Annotated in this window: 12 protein-coding genes; 6 read left to right on the top strand and 6 right to left on the bottom strand. The window is 47.3% G+C overall.

Annotated elements, in window-relative coordinates; translation table 11 throughout:
- Entirely contained in the window at positions 1–1,347 is a 1,347-nt protein-coding gene (gene murD / locus QUB25_RS14045; protein WP_333183815.1) for a UDP-N-acetylmuramoyl-L-alanine--D-glutamate ligase, read from the bottom strand.
- A 551-nt stretch (positions 1,348–1,898) separates the two neighbouring features.
- Positions 1,899–4,046 (bottom strand): glycine--tRNA ligase subunit beta, encoded by a 2,148-nt coding sequence (glyS, locus tag QUB25_RS14040; protein WP_333183814.1) that lies wholly within the window; start codon positions 4,044–4,046, stop codon positions 1,899–1,901.
- Positions 4,047–4,182: 136 nt separating this feature from the next.
- Between glyS and QUB25_RS14035 the strand changes: the two genes are divergently transcribed.
- On the top strand, positions 4,183–5,310 hold the full coding sequence (locus QUB25_RS14035; protein ID WP_333183813.1) for a HetZ-related protein 2: 1,128 nt from the start codon (positions 4,183–4,185) through the stop codon (positions 5,308–5,310).
- Between the two features lie 93 nt (positions 5,311–5,403).
- Here QUB25_RS14035 and QUB25_RS14030 read toward each other — a convergent pair whose 3' ends face one another.
- Entirely contained in the window at positions 5,404–5,547 is a 144-nt protein-coding gene (locus tag QUB25_RS14030; RefSeq protein ID WP_333183812.1) for a hypothetical protein, read from the bottom strand.
- A gap of 367 nt (positions 5,548–5,914) precedes the next feature.
- Here QUB25_RS14030 and QUB25_RS14025 point away from each other — a divergent pair, with 367 nt between their 5' ends.
- Positions 5,915–6,982, top strand: a complete 1,068-nt coding sequence (locus tag QUB25_RS14025; RefSeq protein WP_333183811.1) for a GspE/PulE/PilB domain-containing protein — start codon at positions 5,915–5,917, stop codon at positions 6,980–6,982.
- 274 nt (positions 6,983–7,256) lie between these two features.
- Here the strand turns inward: QUB25_RS14025 and QUB25_RS14020 are convergent, their stop codons facing one another.
- The 3 genes from QUB25_RS14020 to trpB form a co-directional block, all read right to left on the bottom strand.
- Positions 7,257–7,889, bottom strand: coding sequence for a ribonuclease D (locus tag QUB25_RS14020; protein ID WP_333183810.1), 633 nt, complete (start codon positions 7,887–7,889; stop codon positions 7,257–7,259).
- A gap of 83 nt (positions 7,890–7,972) precedes the next feature.
- Positions 7,973–8,479 (bottom strand): CAP domain-containing protein, encoded by a 507-nt coding sequence (locus tag QUB25_RS14015; protein ID WP_333183809.1) that lies wholly within the window; start codon positions 8,477–8,479, stop codon positions 7,973–7,975.
- Positions 8,480–8,756: 277 nt separating this feature from the next.
- Complete coding sequence (trpB, locus tag QUB25_RS14010; protein WP_333183808.1) at positions 8,757–9,995, bottom strand: tryptophan synthase subunit beta; 1,239 nt, start codon at positions 9,993–9,995, stop codon at positions 8,757–8,759.
- A gap of 240 nt (positions 9,996–10,235) precedes the next feature.
- Between trpB and QUB25_RS14005 the strand changes: the two genes are divergently transcribed.
- From QUB25_RS14005 to QUB25_RS13990, 4 genes are all read left to right on the top strand, one after another.
- Complete coding sequence (locus QUB25_RS14005) at positions 10,236–10,604, top strand: translation initiation factor (protein WP_190737631.1); 369 nt, start codon at positions 10,236–10,238, stop codon at positions 10,602–10,604.
- Positions 10,605–10,756: 152 nt separating this feature from the next.
- Positions 10,757–11,350, top strand: coding sequence for a recombination mediator RecR (recR, locus tag QUB25_RS14000; RefSeq protein WP_333036394.1), 594 nt, complete (start codon positions 10,757–10,759; stop codon positions 11,348–11,350).
- A 346-nt stretch (positions 11,351–11,696) separates the two neighbouring features.
- The gene (locus QUB25_RS13995) at positions 11,697–13,805 is read left to right on the top strand and encodes a prolyl oligopeptidase family serine peptidase (RefSeq protein ID WP_333183807.1); all 2,109 of its coding nucleotides are present in this window, start codon (positions 11,697–11,699) and stop codon (positions 13,803–13,805) included.
- A gap of 938 nt (positions 13,806–14,743) precedes the next feature.
- Positions 14,744–17,460, top strand: a 2,717-nt coding sequence (locus tag QUB25_RS13990; RefSeq protein ID WP_333183806.1) for a DUF4347 domain-containing protein, incomplete at its 3' end; no start/stop codon positions are given.

Genomic DNA, 17,460 nt, shown 5'->3' with positions numbered 1-17,460 from the left:
CTAAACTAGGGATTCGAGGCATAATTGGCGGAAATGATCGCCTCGTTGCTCGAAGTTTTGGTATTGATCGAAGCTAGCACAGGCTGGGGAAAGCAGCACTACTTTAGCGTTGTTCTGTTTGCCTAATTCGGCCGCTCGCGGGATTGCTCTTTCCATTGTTTCGACAATTTCCCAAGCGTTGTAATTTGCTTGTGCGAGCCGCGAGGCAAAAATACTCGCTGCATCCCCAATTAGCAGCACCGCAGCAGCTTTCGCCTTGATTGTATCAATCCAAGCGCGATCATCCCCTTCTTTGGCGTCGCCGCCCGCAATTAAAATCGCCGGTGCGCTGACAGAAGCCAACCCGACTTGGGCGGCGTCATAATTAGTAGCTTTGCTGTCGTTGATGAAATCTATGCCTTCCCAAGTGCAGATGTGTTCGAGGCGGTGCGAAACTCCGGGAAATTTAGCGATCGCCTGGGCGATCGCACTTTTATCTATCCCCGCCAAATTAGCCGCAGCCACCGCCATTAACAAATTCTGCAAATTGTGTTCTCCCACCATCCGCAAAGAATTAGCAGGCAAAATTTTCTCGCTTTGAGCTATTACCCAACCGTTTTCGATGTACGCTCCAAAAGTGCGATCGCCCAACAGTTCTTTTTCACCTTTGACACTCGTCCAGCACGCATCCGGCCAAACGTCAATTCCTTGCTGCCGCAAATAAGGATCGTCGCCGTTGATGACTTGCAATTCAGACTTTTTCAGCAAATGCGCTTTAATGTTGTAGTAATTTTCTAAAGTTTTGTGGCGGCTGAGGTGATCCGGCGTCAAAGTTGTCAAAACTCCGATTCGCGGCGCTACAAACGGCGAGGATTCTATCTGATAGCTGCTGATTTCTGCGATTACCCAATCCGGCTGTTTTTCGGCTAAAGCTAATTCACACGCAGCATAGCCAATATTACCGCAAGCGGGAGCGTAAAGCCCTGCCTCTGCAAAAATAGCAGCAATTAAAGCAGTAGTAGTAGTTTTGCCGTTAGTGCCGGTAATTCCCACCCAAGGAGATTTGAGGTAACGCCACGCGAGAGCCATTTCTCCGATTGTTTCAATGCCTAACTCTCTGGCGCGCACTAATGCTGGACTGTCCCAGGGAACGCCCGGACTTACTACTATTAATTCTATAGATTCGACTGGTTCAAAAGATTTACCTAACTCGACCTGAATTCCTTCGTTAGCGAATTCCTGTTGCTGTTCGACCAAATTGGGGGAAGATGAGCGATCGCTCAGCGTTACTTCCCATCCTTCGCGTTTTAGCAGTCTTGCGGCGGCAATTCCTGATTTTCCTAGTCCAATGATATGAGCTATCGGCATAAGCTGTGTGTGTGATGGAGCGAACTTCCCTGGTTTTATAAGTTTATATCTTAACCTTGAATTGGTTGTTGACTATTGGCCATTTTGCTTATTTTTTTAGAGAGCGATCGAACTCTGCTGAGACTTGCGCGGTATCGCAAAAATTATAATAGATTTACTCGTTTTCTTGGTAAGCTTTAATGTTATTTTGAGCGAGAGTTTTAAGAAGTAAGTTTCTCAAGTTGGTTTGCCTACAGGCCCGGCCGTTGCCTCCCAAGGCCCGCCAGGGGTTGAAAACCCCTGTCTAACAGCTAAAGTCAGTTAAAACTGAGATATGGCACCATTGTCAGCAACAGGCAAGATGCCTGTTCCACAATGAAATTCATCTCTTGTGGAACAGGCATCTTGCCTGTTCTTGACGGTGCAAGATGTGAGTTTTAACTGACTGAAAAGTCTAGTATGTGTGGGTTTCAGTCCTCTTAAGAGGACTTTCGCTTTGAGACGGGGGTTTCAACCCCCGGCGGACTTAAGCGCAGGTTTTCAATCCCAGGCGGACTCAAATCTTGTCAATTCTAACTTTTCACGATCGCCCCAAAGTCAGCCAACACCCGGGCGTGATTCCGCAGCAAACCCAGTAAATTCAACCGATTCTGCTTAATTTCGGGGTCGGGGTCCATCACCAACACGCTTTCTGCCCCGTCGAAAAAGTTGCTGACAGTCGGAGCAATTTCAGTCAAACTCTCTACTAACTGCTGGTAATTCCGAGTTTGTTTGGATAGCAGCGTTTGCGGCACTAACTGCACTACTGCATCGTAAAAAGCTTGTTCAGACGACTTTTGAAATAAATCTGGTTTCACCGCCGCTTTCGGTTCCAATTCTATTTTATCCAAATCACCTTGAGCCGCCAAACGAGTTGAACGGTTGACTGTTTCGTAAATTAGATCCAAAGTCTGGTTATTGCGGATTTGTTGTAAGAAAAGCGCTCTTTCCCGTGCGTCCAACAAATCTCTCAATGCTCGTTCAGTATATTCTGGGTCGTTTTCTCCCAAAACGGCATTTACCAAATCGTAATCTACATTTTTTTCTTCTTGCAACAAAGTCCGAATTCTTTGCAAGAAAAACTCGTATAACTGCTCCAGCAACTCCGCCGGCGTTTCCGGGCGTGCTGCGGTAAATTCGGTAACAACTTCTGCGAGCAACTGGTGCAAATTGATTGGCAACTGAGCCGCCCAAATAATGTTAGTTATTGCATTAGCAGCGCGGCGCAAAGCGAAGGGGTCGGATGAACCAGTCGGCAACATTCCCAAGCCGAAGATGCTGACTAAAGTATCTAATTTGTCGGCTATTCCGACAACTTGACCAGTCAGAGTTTGGGGCAAATTGTCGCCCGCACCTTTGGGCAAATAATGTTCAAAAATTGCTGTGGCTACTTCTTCCGATTCGCCACTTGCTAAGGCGTATTTCTGCCCCATGATTCCTTGCATTTCAGGAAGTTCGTAAACCATTTGGGTTACGAGGTCTGCTTTACAAAGTAAGGCTGCTCTTGCTATATAAGCTTGTTGTTCGCCTGTTATTTGCAGTTGAGTGGCGATGAGGCTGGCAATTTTGCACAGACGATCGACTTTTGCGCGTACTGTCCCCAAATCTTCCTGGAAAGTAACTGTTGCCAACTTGGGCAAATAATCCTCTAGAGGCTTTACCAAGTCTGCTTTGTAGAAAAACTGACCGTCTGCCAATCTCGCCCGCACTACTCGCTCGTTACCTGCGGCAATAATCGCCGCTTTAGCCGGGTCGCCGTTGGAAATTGTAATGAAATAGGGCAGCAGTTCGGGATAATCTGGGCTTTTGAGAATTGGAAAATACCGCTGGTTTGTGACAATAATTGTAGTAATTACTTCCGGCGGCAATATCAAAAATTCGTCGTCAAATTTCCCGACAACTGCGTTCGGCCATTCTACTAAGTCGGTGACTTCTTCTAACAAATCTTCGGTAATGTCGGCGTAACCGCCTTGTTTTGTTGCTGCAGCTTCTACTTGTGCTTTAATTTGATTTTTGCGCTGGGTTCGATCGACCTCCACGCAAGCAGCCCGCAGACATTCGACATAATCCTCGGCTTGCGGAATCGAGACAGGCTGCGGATGTAACACCCGGTGTCCTTGGGAAATTCGATCGCTCTTGACCGTATCCGAACCGCTCACCAATGTAATTGGCAGTACAGTATCATCTAACAGTGCCACTAGCGATCGAATCGGGCGCGGAAACTTCAAATCTCCGTCGGCCCACCGCATAAATCTTTTGCCTTCTAACTTATTAATCCACTGCGGCACAAGTTCTGCCAAAATATCCGCTGTCATCCGCCCCGGAATCTTTTTGAGCACAAAAACAAAATCGCCTTTATCGGTAGCGCGAACTTCCAAAGCCTCAATTTCTACGCCCTGCTTTTTCGCAAAACCTTCGGCTGCTTTCGTCGGTTTGCCATCTTTAAAAGCAGAACTCGCGGGTGGCCCTTTTATCTCTTCTTCTCTATCTAATTGCTGAACTGGCAGCCCTTTCACGAGAACGGCCAAACGCCTCGGAGTAGCGTATACATTAATAGAGTCATTTGTCAAGGATTCTTCTGCCAGCGTTGCAGGTACAAGTCGCTGCCACTGCTGGGCGCTGCCTGCGACAAAAGATGCTGGCAATTCTTCTGTACCGAGTTCTAATAAAAAGTTAGGCATATCGCACCGTAATGGAATTTTGTTTAGGGTAATTTAAGGTAATTTATCCGATCGCGCGATCGTATATCTGAAAAATACTCAAAAATCCAGGATACCACGTAAAATCGGGGGTGAAAGACAATATTCTCGACAGCCCATGACCTTGGCGGAAAGACTAGGACAAGATTGGAAGTCTCGACTCGAACAAGATTGCCCGCAGGAGAGTTCTAGCACTCGCGAGAGTGTTGTCCGCTGGCTGTTGGGAGACAAGCCCGAAAGATTTGACACTCTTAGCCCAACTCAATTGTCTGTCGCCTCTGGGGCGATCGACTTTTTATATCGAATTTTGATTTCTCGGTATCTGGGAGTACCGCCAGAAAAAGCTTACCGCAACTTGATCGGGCGGCTCGGCGGCTTGGTTGTGCTCCGGCAAAAAATCCAAGCGTGGGTTTCCCTGAGTCGCGACAGACAGCGGAGTGCGGTGGAGGTACTGCAAGAAGTGATTCAGGAAATGCTCAATTCCGATCGCTACCTGCAGCAGCAAGTCGCCTGGATTGCCGAATGCACCTCAGACAGACGCCTGCGAAATGCTTTGCTGCTAGCGAGCACAGAAGAATACTGCTTGCGGCCGATCCGCAACCAGCCTCTGCTGGTGTACCGTTTTGTCAACTACCTGCGGCGTGCTCAGCGGGGCGGGTTGACCCAGGTGCCTGCAGGAGACTGGGTGCGGCTGGTGTCAGAACAGGTTCTACCCGAAGATACAGACGAACCGCTCAGCCTGCTAGACGAACAGGCGATGTCCGAGTATCGAGAAAATCAAGCTTGGGAAGAGCAGCAAACTCAGCGGCAGATTGTCCAACAAGAATTTGAGAATTACTTGGCCGCTGAAGTCGATCCGCTGGCTTCCCGGTGGCTGCAGCTTTACCTCCAAGGTCGTTCCCAAGAGGCAATTGCCGAGGAGTTGAAGGTTCCGATCAAGCAAATTTACCGCTTGCGAGAAAAAGTCAGTTACCACGCAATTCGGGTTTTTGCGGTCAAACAAGCACCGGAATTAGTCGCCAACTGGCTGGAAACTTCGCTCAAAGAACACAGTTTGGGCTTGACTCCGGCTCAGTGGCAGCAATATTTACAAAACCTCACGCCGGTTCAGCGGCAGTTGGTAGAATCGCTGAAAGCAGGGAAAAGTGTAGAGACGATCGCATCTGAATTAAAGCTGAAAACCAATCAAGTCATCGGCGAGTGGAGCAAACTCTATTTAGCAGCTCAATCCCTCCGCAACGAGTAGATTGGTAATGGGTGGCGGGCAATTGCTAATTGTTAATTGGCGGTAGCATTTTTCAGAATCCGCGCTACAAATCAATTCCCGAACAGCCACAGATTACTGCGAGTTTCCCTGTGGAAAACCGGGCGATGTCGCTTGTATCAAATCAGGTTTGATCGATCGGGATTTTGTAGCCCTGCCGTGACGATCGCGCTCCGAGACGATCGCAGTCAGCTCTCTGAGGTAAGATACTAGCAGCACGATCGACTTTTCAGGATTTTTTAACCAATCCTAAATTCAGCGGTTGCCCGTAAATCATCGGTTGTGGTGCATCTCTAATACTTGTGCATTAAAGACATAATTCTATTGTTGCCAGCCACGGGCATCAATCTCGGGCGATCGGTGATAGTGGGTCTAGACTGCGCTAGTCATCATCTAGTGCTCAATCTTTTGGTAGAATTTGAGGCTGCAATACAGAAGGGAGAAAATTCTGGGACTAAGGATTTTTCTTTAATAAAAGCTTCCGGTTGTTAAGCCCATTCCTCCGTCAGGGAAGTTGCAGCGTTTAATTTTATCGCATCAGGTTGGTGCGTCGCGCTCGATCGCGCTTCCAACTACAAAGCAGCTAATGGTACATACATCTTCAACAGACTCGGCAGCTACAATGGACTCCGATCGAATTTTTCACCTAATCGATACAGTTGTCCCCTTTGAAGCTTGCCTTTACTATCAAGTTTTACCTTTATCTCTAGAAGGTAATCGGTTTAAATTGGGCGTAGTCGATGCCCAAGATGACTCGGCCTTGGACTACGTGCAGCGGATTTTAGCTTACATGAATTGCTCAGTCACAACTGAGCAAATTACCTCAGAAACTCAGCGCTCGATGCTCTCAGCTTACTTGCTCCACGGGAGCCAGCTCAAAGTACCCAGCCAGACAGAAACCGCAGCAGCCCCAACAGCCAAAAATCCCGCATCAGCAACTTCAGGCCCCAATGCAGAAACGCTGCTGTCTGTGCCAGAACCCTCGATGCCCCCTCCTGAGCCGTTTAAACCTGCTGGCGCTGAGGTTCCCCCGACACCGACACAGCTATCGGTTTTGAATGTCGAGGCATTGCACTTGTCAAGCCAAGTGGAAGTTTTGACAACTTTGCCCGCGCCCCAACTCTTACAAGAATTGCTCGGTAGAGTGCTGCGAGAGGGTATCGGCCGCCTCTTTTTTGAGCGCCACCAGTCCCACGGTCGCATTCTTTGGAGCCAAGATGGCGTTTTGAAATCGATGCTCGAAGGTATCGATTTCGTCCTTTTCCAAGAGGTCATCGACGAGTTGAAGCGACTGACAGGTATGCCTGTTTGCCCGGTGGAACATCCCAAACAAGTCGAAGTTGAGCGCGTATATCAAAACACTCATTTGCTGTTGCGCTTGCGGATAATGACGGTGGGCGGCAAGGAAGAAGCCACCCTGCAAGTTTTGCGGGGGGCAGCTTTGAGGTTTTACCAGCAGCAGCAGTTGTCTACTTTGAGTCGCGACGCACTGCGGCTGGCAGAAGAATTGCAGCGGAAAGTGAATCAAATTCGCGATCGAACTCGGCTTTCTCCTGTGCATTTAGACGGGTTGCCCGCTTTGGAACAGGTGATTAGAAATGTTGACGACCAAATTGAAGCTTTGCTGCACGAACAGAATCCCGAGCAGCCCTAATCAGCCATAGATCGCTGTTTTGAATTTTTTTTAACTCACATCAAGTCCGGTCAAATAATAATAATTATGTTTGTAGTGAGGACTAAAGTCCAAGCGAGTTTTATGATAACTCAAGTCTTCACTACAAACCAATTTGATGGCAGTTCTGCGAGGTGACAGAATATTATACCAGTTCAAAAAAAATGCACTTGTATGCCCGTGTTCTAAACCCTGGTAGTCATCAGTCATTCCCCATCTAAAATTTAAAATCTAAAATCTAAAATCTAAAATGGTATTAGACGTGCTCGAAAACATCCTTGTACTGCAATAAATCCAAACTCACAAAAACGGGCAAACACTGAAAACATTGCTGTGCAATTTCCCAGCGTTCTTCTCGCTGCAACATAGCAGTCAACTTTTGTTTAGCGCTCAGCAAATAGCGGACATCGTTAGCAGCGTAGCTGAGTTGGTCGTCTGAAAGATGCTCGGAATTTCCCCAGTCAGAACTTTGAGAAGTTTTGTTGAGTTCTACTTTTTCCAATTCCTGAATTAAATCTTTAAGTCCGTGTTTGTTGGTGTAAGTTCTCGCAAGTTTGCTGGCTATTTTTGTGCAGAAAACAGGTGTAACGTCAATACTTAAATTGTAACGCATTGTTGCCAGATCGAAGCGCGCAAAGTGAAATACCTTCTCAATATTTTCGGCTTCCATTAGCTTTTTTAAATTCGGGGCCGCAGTCTGGCCTTTGGCAATCCGCACCGCCGCAACTTTACCTTGCGGATCGCACAACTGAACCAAACACAAGCGATCGCGCCACGGTAGCAAGCCCATTGTTTCTGTATCAACCGCGATCGCCGGCGCAGTCAAATAATAAGATAAGAGAGAATCGGGAATATCACCATCGCACACTTGAAAATCTGCAAATTCCATTATTGGTAACTGTTGACTGTTGACTGTTGACTGTTGACTGTTGACTGCCTTCTTCCCTCTTCCTTCTTCCTTCTTCCTTCAAATTACCAACTGCGAACAAAAAGCTGAGTAAAATAATACTCGCCTTTGGCATTTTTTGCAACCCCAATACCGGTCACATTAAACTGACCTTCCATATTTTTGCGGTGGCCGTCACTTTTAATCCAACCCTCAACAGCATTGCGTACCGGGTCGCTGTAGCCCAAATTATAAGCAAGATTTTCAGCTACACTTTTATAAGGAATCGTAATTGCTTTGGCCCGCCCCTCAAATCCATCGTGGCTGAAACTTACTTTACCGTTAGCCATATTTTCGCTGTGAATTCTTGCTATCTGACTGATTCGCGGATCGACACTCAGCGGCGGCAACTTTTTAGATGCTCGGTATTTATTGATCTGTTGGTTAACCGCTTTTTCTAAGTCAGTAATAGCACTCGAAGCAACATTAGTATTCATGGGAGTTTGTGGCAGCGATCGCGTAGGAATGGAGGTGTCACACTTAGGCAGGATTGTCAACAATCCCAAGCACATCAAAATCAAACCTTTGGACATGAAATCAAACGAGAAATAAAGTTAATTGTTACCATTAGTGTCAACTTAATGCCAAAAGTAGTATGAGTATACCGTCTGACGATGAGCCTCTCGATACCCCTAAATCTCCCTTAATAAGGGGGACGAAAGAGCCCTTCCAGTCCCCCCCTTATTAAGGGTGGCTAGGGGGGATCTCGCAGTTCGCTACAAACAAGAGATACAAAGGATTTTAGTCTTAAGTTGACACCAATTAATTGTTACTAATTCCTACAGAGCGATCGCCCCACATTCCGCTAACCTAGATATTCATAACCTTCGCTACAGTGTTCACGTCTTTGTCGCCTCGTCCGGAACAGTTAAGCACAATGCGGGGATTGCCTGTTAGCTGCGGGCAGAGAGTCTCTAAATAGGCGATCGCGTGAGAAGTTTCCAAAGCCGGAATAATCCCCTCCAACTGCGAAAGCCGCTGAAATGCTGCCAGTGCTTCTGCATCAGTTACGCTATAATATTCAGCCCTGCCGGCATCCTTCAAATAACTGTGTTCCGGCCCCACACCCGGATAATCCAAACCCGCACTAATCGAATGCGGCTCGATTACTTGACCTTCATTATCTTGCAGCAAATAACTCATCGCCCCGTGCAGAACTCCCACACTTCCCTTAGTCAAAGTAGCAGCGTGTTTATCAGTTTCCACACCTTCGCCCGCCGCTTCAATACCGATCAATCTGACAGTTTCTTCCCCGACAAACTCATGGAAAAGACCCATTGCATTAGAACCGCCGCCGACGCAAGCTAATAAAATATCCGGCAAACCACCCCACTTTTCTTGACACTGAGCGCGGGTTTCTTGACCGATTATCGCATGGAAATCGCGCACCATCATCGGGTAAGGATGCGGGCCCGCCACGGAACCGAGAATGTAATGAGTTGTTTCGACATTTGTCACCCAGTCGCGAATCGCTTCCGAAGTCGCATCTTTCAGCGTTCCCGTACCCGCAGCCACCGGCCGCACTTCGGCTCCCATCAAGCGCATTCTAAACACATTTAAAGCCTGTCTTTCCATGTCGTGAACGCCCATGTAGACAACGCATTGTATACCGAAACGAGCGCAAACTGTGGCAGTAGCAACGCCGTGTTGACCGGCACCAGTTTCAGCAATTACGCGCTTTTTGCCCATACGTTTTGCTAACAATGCTTGAGCTAAAGCGTTGTTAATTTTGTGAGCTCCGGTGTGGTTTAAATCTTCGCGTTTGAGGTAAATTTGCGGGCCAGTTCCGTCTGCTTTAGCATAATGCTCGGTGAGGCGTTCGGCAAAATACAAAGGACTGGGGCGGCCGACATAATCTTTGAGTAATTGTTGGAGTTGCTGTTGAAATTCCGGTTCGCTGCTGTATTTGTGGAAAGCGGCTTCTAGCTCGAACAAAGCCGGCATCAGGGTTTCGGGGACGTATTTGCCGCCGAATTGGCCGAATCGGCCGAGGGAGTCGGGGCGTTGGGCGCTGGTTTCGGTGGTGAGATGCAGGGGGGTGACTGTCATTTGATTTTAGATTTTAGATTTTAGATTTTTTAGATTCACGGGTAAGCTAGAGGCTTGGTGTCGATCGTAGCAAATCGGTTGTGGACTGGAGCCGATCGCACAAATTTCATTATAATTCCTTGAACGCTTGACGGGCTAATACAATAAGTAGAAGATAGAGCGCATTCCGAGCGATCGCAACCATACCCCAATCCGCTAAAACTAGAAATACCAGTAAAAAAAGTTCAAGCATTTTAACCTATGGCAGCATCAAAACGCAAAGATTCTGACAGCAAAACAACCGAGGGCAAACGAATAGTTTACTCCGAATTTGGCAACGTTGACAACTCGGCAGCCCTCCAACGGGGAGTTGCCGAAGTTCCCCCCAATCAACAAAACCTCAAAATCGAAGCATCCCGAAAAGGACGAGGCGGCAAAACAGTTACAGTCATCAGCGGCTTTCAGGAAAAACCCGAAACATTAGCAACTTTAGCCAAGCAGCTAAAAGCCCAATGCGGTACTGGCGGCACAGTCAAAGATAATGAAATCGAAATTCAAGGCGAACACAAGCAAAAGCTTCTAGAAATTATCACAAAGTTAGGCTACAAAGCTAAAATTAGTGGAGGGTAAATTAGTCAATAGTCATCAGTGTATGGGCGGGACGAGTTTATGATATACTTAGTTTAAAACATAGATGGTTGGTAAAACCCGCCCCTACATCGCGCCAATTCTACGATCGCGAATCAACCAGAAATGATATTACCAATTACCGCCAATTTTTAATGTACACTCGACCTTTAGCTCGTTTAATCGAACAATTGCAGCGCTTGCCAGGAGTCGGCCCAAAAACAGCCCAGCGGCTCGCTTTACATATTTTGAAGCGACCGGAAGAAGAAGTGCAAGCCCTAGCTAAATCTTTGATTGATGCCAAACAGCAAGTAGGTTTCTGTCAAGTATGCTTTCACTTATCTGCTGACCCTGTTTGCGAAATTTGCCGCAATACCAACCGCGACACTCATACCATTTGTGTAGTGTCAGAATCCCGCGACGTAATCGCTTTAGAAAAAACGCGGGAATATATGGGTAAATATCACGTTGTTGGGGGCGTTATCTCACCGATGGATGGAATTGGCCCAGAACAATTGAACATTCAACCTTTAGTGCGGCGCGTCAGTCAGCAAAAGGTTAAGGAAGTAATTATTGCTATTAGTCCCAGCGTGGAAGGCGAAACTACTACTCTTTATATCGGTCACTTATTAAAACCTTTTACCCTAGTGACGCGCATAGCTTTTGGTTTGCCGATGGGAGGAGATTTGGAATATGCCGATGAAGTTACATTGGCTCGCGCTTTGGAAGGAAGGAGAGAGTTGGATTAGTTGAAAACGGGTGATGGCTGATTTAAAAATAAGAGAAACGAACCGCGAAGACGCCAAGGGCACGTTCGGCGAAGCCGTTCCCGAAGGGTAGGAAGAGAAGAGAGGATGAAGAGTTTACAATTGATGCGATGAGAGCTATATTCTAAGCTTCTGCGATTGCTTCGCTGAGGCTCGCAATGACACAATTGTAAGATATGAAACCCGCCGATGCGGGTTTTGTCTGTGTAGCGACAGGTTTCAACCTGTCGGGTATTTGGTATTTGGTTTTTGCTCTTGAGTTTCGTTGTTCCCTGTCGTCACTGCCGCGAAAGGGTAAACTGGACAAAGTTACCGAGAGTAAAAAATCATGGCTAAATTCGATCGACCTTTCACCTACCCCACAACCCCCAAAATCGACCAAACAGACGACTACCACGGCGTCAAAGTATCCGACCCCTACAGGTGGCTGGAAAATCCCGACTCTGAGGAAACCCAAGCTTGGGTAGAAGCGCAAAACGCAGTCACTTTTGCCTACCTCAACGAAATTCCGGCGCGGGAAAAAATCAAACAGCGCCTGACTCAACTTTGGGATTACGAGAAATACGGCATACCTTTCAAAGAAGGATCTCGCTATTTCTACTACAAGAATGACGGCCTGCAAAATCAATCCGTACTCTACACGTTAACATCCCTCGATAGCGAACCAAAAGTATTAATTGACCCCAACACTCTCTCAGAAGATGGAACCGTTGCTCTGGGTGGGATAGCTATCAGCGAAGACGGCAAATACATGGCCTACGGTTTGTCAAGTTCCGGTTCGGACTGGCAGGAATGGAAAGTCCGTGACGTGGCAACCGCCGAAGATTTATCAGACCATTTAAAGTGGATTAAATTCTCAGGAGCATCGTGGACTCACGACGGCAAAGGTTTTTTTTATAGTCGCTACGACGAACCCAATGAAAAAAGCAAGCACGAAGAAGTTAACTATTACCAAAAACTGTTTTACCACCAAATCGGCACGCCACAATCTGAAGACGTATTAATCTACGAGCGACCCGACCAAAAAGAGTGGGGATTTAGCGGCGGCGTCACCGAAGATGGCAAATACTTGATTATCTCAGTTTGGCAGGGAACTGAAACCAAAAACTTGATTTTCTACACGGATTTAACTGCACCGGAATCAACCGTTGTAGAACTGATTAGCGAATTCGAGGCTGAGTACAGTTTCATCAATAATGAGGGCTCTATTTTCTGGTTTCAAACAGACTTGAATGCACCGTTGGGCCGCGTAATTGCGATCGACACCAACAACCCACCTCCCTCATCCCTCGCCTGTGATGAAACCCCTCCGTCGCCCCGGGAGGGGGGGTTCACAGAAATTATCCCCGAAGCAGCAGAAACTCTCGAAGGCATCGGCCTCCTGAACAATCAATTTGTCGCTTCCTACTTGAAAGACGCCTACACCCAGATTAAAATTTTCAACTTAGATGGCTCTTTCGTGCGAGAAGTTGCCTTGCCCGGAATCGGTTCAGCGGGAGGATTCGGCGGCAAGCGACACGACACCGAAACTTTTTATGCTTACACCAGTTTCACTGCACCAAACACCATTTATCGCTACAATATGGTGACAGATGAAAGTACGATTTATCGGCAGCCAAAGGTCGATTTTAATCCCGACGATTACGAGACAAAACAAGTATTTTACCCCAGCAAAGACGGTACGCAAGTACCCATGTTTATTACCCACAAGAAAGGCTTGCAGTTGGATGGCAATAACCCCACCTACCTGTACGGATACGGTGGTTTTGGCATCTCGCTAACTCCGAGTTTTTCTGTTAGCAGGATAGTGTGGTTAGAGATGGGCGGAGTTTATGCGATCGCCTGTTTGCGGGGAGGCGGCGAGTACGGCGAATCATGGCACGAAGCTGGCAAAAAGTTGAACAAGCAAAACGTGTTTGATGACTTTATAGCTGGCGCTGAATGGTTGATCGAAAACAAGTATACCAAACCGGCCAAATTGGCGATCGCAGGCGGTAGCAACGGCGGTTTATTAGTGGGAGCTTGCATGACTCAGCGACCGGAATTGTTCGGTGCAGCACTGCCGGCCGTCGGCGTCATGGATATGTTGCGCTTCCACAAATTTACCATTGGTTGGGCTTGGACTTCTGAATACGGTTCGCCGGAAAATCCCGAAGAATTTTCCACCATTCACGGCTATTCTCCGTTGCACAACCTCAAACCGGGAACGGCTTATCCGGCGACAATGATTACAACTGCCGATCACGACGATCGAGTAGTTCCTGCCCACAGTTTCAAGTTTGCTTCTGCCTTGCAAGAAACCCACGCGGGAGAAAAACCCGTGTTAATTCGCATTGAAACTAAAGCGGGACACGGTGCCGGCAAACCTACCGCTAAAGTGATTGAAGAATTGGCAGATGAATGGGCTTTTTTAGTGCGGGAACTCGATATTAACTAACGTTTAAAAAGCGGGGAATTGGGGGTTGCCGAGTCCGAGAAAGTGCGATCGCGCCACCCTCAATTTTTCTGCCTCTCCCGTAGGGTAGGCACGCAGCACAAAGCACCTCACCCTAGTATTTGAAAGAATTTTTTGGGCAAATCTCGCGTTCAATTCTCAAATCCTGCGATCGCTTCACTACCTTTGGCTGTGAACACCCGAAAATTTAAATCATAGATTAGTGCAACTTGTCAACTCCTAGCTGGTGTTAACTTGCCTGACGCGATGTTAATTTTTGTATAATTTAGTGGTATTTATGATGATTTTTTGATATTGCTTCAATATAAGTGAATTTGGCGGCGATGTCAATCGCCAACAGTAGTAAATCGAATCGCAAATTAAAAATTTTCCAATTCTCAGAAACCACTTTTTTAAGTGAGCTTACGGTGAAGATTCAACAAAAAATCCTACTTACAACCGTACTGAGAAGCTTCGTGTTACCGGAATTACTGCCTTTTTTCAGCAATGCGTAAGTAATTGGCGAGCGAAATCTCCATCTTCTGGCATGGCTTCTTCTCCAATAAAAAGAACTGACTGGCGCACCCAAAGCCCGAAAACCCTTGCGTATGAGTTGGGGTGACTTGTCCTCTTAGCGAGCCGCGATCGCCCGCTGCACTCCTCGTCCACTTCTTCCCTAAAAGCTCAAAAAAACACGTAAGTATTTAATTATTTTTATAAAAATAATTTTTATTGAAAATTTATATTTTGGTGTTTATGGAATTTTCTCAAGGTGGGTAGGCTAAAACAAATAACTAAATCAGGGAATAAGGAAAATGAGCTCCCATCTGCCGAATTTTTCTGCCGTAAAAATACCTAAATCTACGAATATTGCCAGTAAAAAAAACTTTTTTTTAAAAAAAACAAGCTCTACAGCAGAGCCTGAAGCGAAAAAATCTCTAGTGATTGTTGACTCCCGAGTAGAAAACTACCATCAATTGATCGGTGGTATTAAAGCAGGAACAGAAGTATTTGTACTCAATCCAACCAGGGAGGCGATCGAGCAAATCACCGAAATTCTCGGTCAGCGCAGCAGCATCACCAGCCTGCACATAGTTTCTCACGGCAGAGAAGCAGCAGTAGAAATCGGCTCAACAGAACTTAATATTGATAATCTAGAAACCTACAGCAACCAATTGCAGCAGTGGGGAAAAGCCCTTAACGAATCCGGCAGCCTTCTGCTTTACGGCTGTAACATAGCCGCCGGCGAATCCGGTATTAAATTCATACAAAAACTCAGTGAAATAACAGGAGCAAATATTGGTGCTTCCAACAACCTAACAGGGAGTGCAGCATTAGGTGGCGACTGGGAATTAGAAATTACTACAGGACAAATAAATACCGAAATAGCCTTTGAAAAAGAAGTCCTAGAAGGCTACACATCAGTTCTGGCTACATTAGCGGCTGAAGAATTTAAAAATTCAACCGTAATCGGGCCTTGGATATATGGAATTTTTGGCGCATCCGATCCACCAGGCTTAACCGCAGGTAGTACACAAAACCTCAGCGGCGTTATTCCCGCTTTAGGGACTGGCGATCCACCCGGAAGCGGTACTTTGAGATTAACATCAAATAAGTTTGACGAAGCAGCTTTTGTTATCTACAACAACCCCATCTCTGCTACTGAGGGTTTGAGAGTTACCTTTGATTTCTTTGCCTATAACAGAGGTACTGCCATTTATCCTTCTGCACCACAGAATAGTCCTCTCCTTGGTGCGGATGGCATTAGTTTTTTCCTCATTGACGGAACAGCTACGCCAACAAAAGCGGGAGGCTTTGGCGGCTCTCTCGGCTATGCTCAGAATAATAGGGATGGAATCGTACCGGGTATTGTAGGAGGTTATTTAGGTATCGGATTAGACGAGTTTGGCAATTATTCTGCTAGTCAATCAGGAGCGGGAGGGCGTGTGGGCGGCCCAGGGCAGCGGCCTGATTCAATAGGAATTAGAGGCAGCGAAAGCAGAGCTTATAATTTTTTAACTAGCAGTGTCGTTCCCGGTGGCATAGATAATCAAACTGCCACCTTTCGCACCGCTGCTAATACCAAAAGAACCGTCCAAGTTACATTGTTTCCCGCGAATTCACCAACATTTCCTAACCGTCTGACAGTTGCCTTAGACTTGAACGGCAACGGCACATTTGATGCGGGCGAAACACTGCTCGATATACCAAATTTGGAACCCATAAATGGAAAAGTGCCACGTACTTTTAAATTTGGCTTTGCTGCTTCGACAGGGGGAAACACAAACATTCACGAAGTTAACAATGTCATCGTCCAAAGTATAGATGAGCCTGCACTCCAAGCCGACGTTTCTATTGTTAAAAAAGGCCCGCTGTTCGCCATACCCAACAGCACTATTACCTATACGATTACCTCCACAAATAACGGGCCAAACAGCGCCGAAAGCGTCCTGATTCAAGATCCCCTCCCAGAGGGCTTAAGTTTCGTCAGCGCCTCCGACCTCGCCACATACAATACCGTAACGAGGATGATCATCTGGCCGACGATTCCGACTCTGGCTAACGGTGCTAGCGTCACCCGCACCATCACCGCCACAGTTCCCGCAACCGTCGGCGCTGCCTTAACTAACAGTGCCTATAGCACCTCCAGCACTTTCGACCCAAATCTAGCTAACAACAATAGTTCCCAACCCATCTCTCAAGTCTCAACTACAATTGTTGCTGCTCTTGCCGACGTTGTTACCACCAAAACCGGGACTACGGCAGCAGCACCGGGTGAAACAGTTACTTACACAATTTCCACAGTCAACAACGGCCCAAGCACAGCCGCAAACGTCACCGTTACCGACAGCATCGTTCCCGGTTTAAAAATAGTTAGTCTACCCAACGAGGCTGTTTACAATCCAGATACTGGGATTGTCACCTTCCCAGCGATTCCCAGCTTGCCTTCCGGTGCTCCTCCTGCCATTAACACAGTCAGCTTCATCGCACCTGCATCTGCATCCGGCAGCGTCAAGAACACCGCCAGAAATACCTCAGCTACCCCAGATCCTTTTCCTGAAAACAACAACGGCACTGATCCGCTGGCTACAGTCACCACAACTCTGACACCTAGTGCCGATGTTGTTACCACCAAAACCGGGACTACGGCAGCAGCACCGGGTGAAACAGTTACTTACACAATTTCCACAGTCAACAACGGCCCAAGCACAGCCGCAAACGTCACCGTTACCGACACCATCGTTCCCGGTTTAAAAATAGTTAGTCTACCCAACGAGGCTGTTTACAATCCAGATACTGGGATTGTCACCTTCCCAGCGATTCCCAGCTTGCCTTCCGGTGCTCCTCCTGCCATTAACACAGTCAGCTTCATCGCACCTGCATCCGGCAGCGTCAGCAACACCGCCAGAAGTACCTCAACTACCGCTGACCCCACTCCCGGCAACAACGCATCTACAGTCACCACAACTCTGACTCCAACTCCAACTCCCAACCAACCGCCAGAGGCCAACCCTGCCAACTCCAGCCTCGGGCCCAACAGCAGCCAGCTAGTCACGGGATTGGGAGGAACTGACCCCGACGGGTCGATCGCCTCTTACACCATCAACACCCTGCCGCCAGCGGCCCAAGGAATCCTGTTTTTAGGAGATCCAGCCAA

Origin of the sequence: Microcoleus sp. B3-D7 (assembly GCF_036705305.1) — a bacterium.
Taxonomy (GTDB): domain Bacteria; phylum Cyanobacteriota; class Cyanobacteriia; order Cyanobacteriales; family Microcoleaceae; genus Microcoleus.
This window is presented reverse-complemented; position numbering and strand designations above follow the sequence as displayed.